The following is an 846-nucleotide window of genomic DNA, read 5'->3' as shown; positions in this document are numbered from 1 at the left end:
GTTGCAACGACTACGGTATCGCAGGTGTCAATTCCCGCTGATAGAAGGAGTTCTTCATCCGTGATATCCCCAACTACCCCACGCGCCAGCACGGGTTCAAATTGATTAATGCGCTCCTCGTGGTCATCAATAGCAATGATATTCATATGATGCTTGGCAAGAGCAGCCAAAACACTACTCCCAAAAATTCCCAAGCCTAAAATTCCAATCGTCCGATCTGACATCGTTCTTCCTTTCTTATCCAATGGTGATATCTGCTTTCATATAGTGAATCAAATCTTTCTTGTCTGGCTGGTATTCTGCTAAACTGACCAGTAGTGTCAAGGGGCCAATACGGCCGATAAACATCAGCAACATAACGATGCTGAGGGCTATCTTGCCTAGCTCTGGTGTTAAATTCGCCGTCACTCCAACTGTCGCAAGGGCTGAAATGGTCTCAAACATGAGGTAGATAAAGCGCGGATTTCCTTCTGCTGTTATCCCCAGCAGAATCAAGCCCAGCAAGAATGTTAGCAAGAAGATAATAAAGACACTAAAAGATTTTTGCACGGTTCGAGGTTCAATAGTTCTCCGAGCCACATTGGCATGAGGTAAGCCCAATAGTTCGCTACGAGCGAAGGCCAACAAGACAAAGAAGGTCGTAATCTTGAGTCCCCCTGCCGTCCCTCCAGGTGCCCCACCCAGAAACATCTGCAAGATGTAGATCAGCAGGGTGACCGGTCGAGCCTGGGTGTAGTCAATAGAGGCAAAACCTGCTGTCCTCATACTGACAGTCTGGAAAAAGCTAACCAGCAGTTTCTCTGGGACGCTGAGATTCCCAATCGTCCCTGAATTGTTCCACTCAAT

The 846-nt window shown here is 47.3% G+C and carries 2 protein-coding genes; both read right to left on the bottom strand.

The features are described from left to right. Positions 1-224: NAD-binding protein (locus D8863_RS10475; RefSeq protein WP_221763089.1), on the bottom strand; the 224-nt coding region annotated here is incomplete at its 3' end. Positions 225-237: 13 nt separating this feature from the next. Next, positions 238-846: potassium transporter TrkG (locus D8863_RS10470; protein ID WP_142999487.1), on the bottom strand; the 609-nt coding region annotated here is incomplete at its 5' end.

The sequence above is a fragment of the Streptococcus oralis genome (assembly GCF_003943825.1).
Classification (GTDB): domain Bacteria; phylum Bacillota; class Bacilli; order Lactobacillales; family Streptococcaceae; genus Streptococcus; species Streptococcus oralis_CD.
This window is presented reverse-complemented; position numbering and strand designations above follow the sequence as displayed.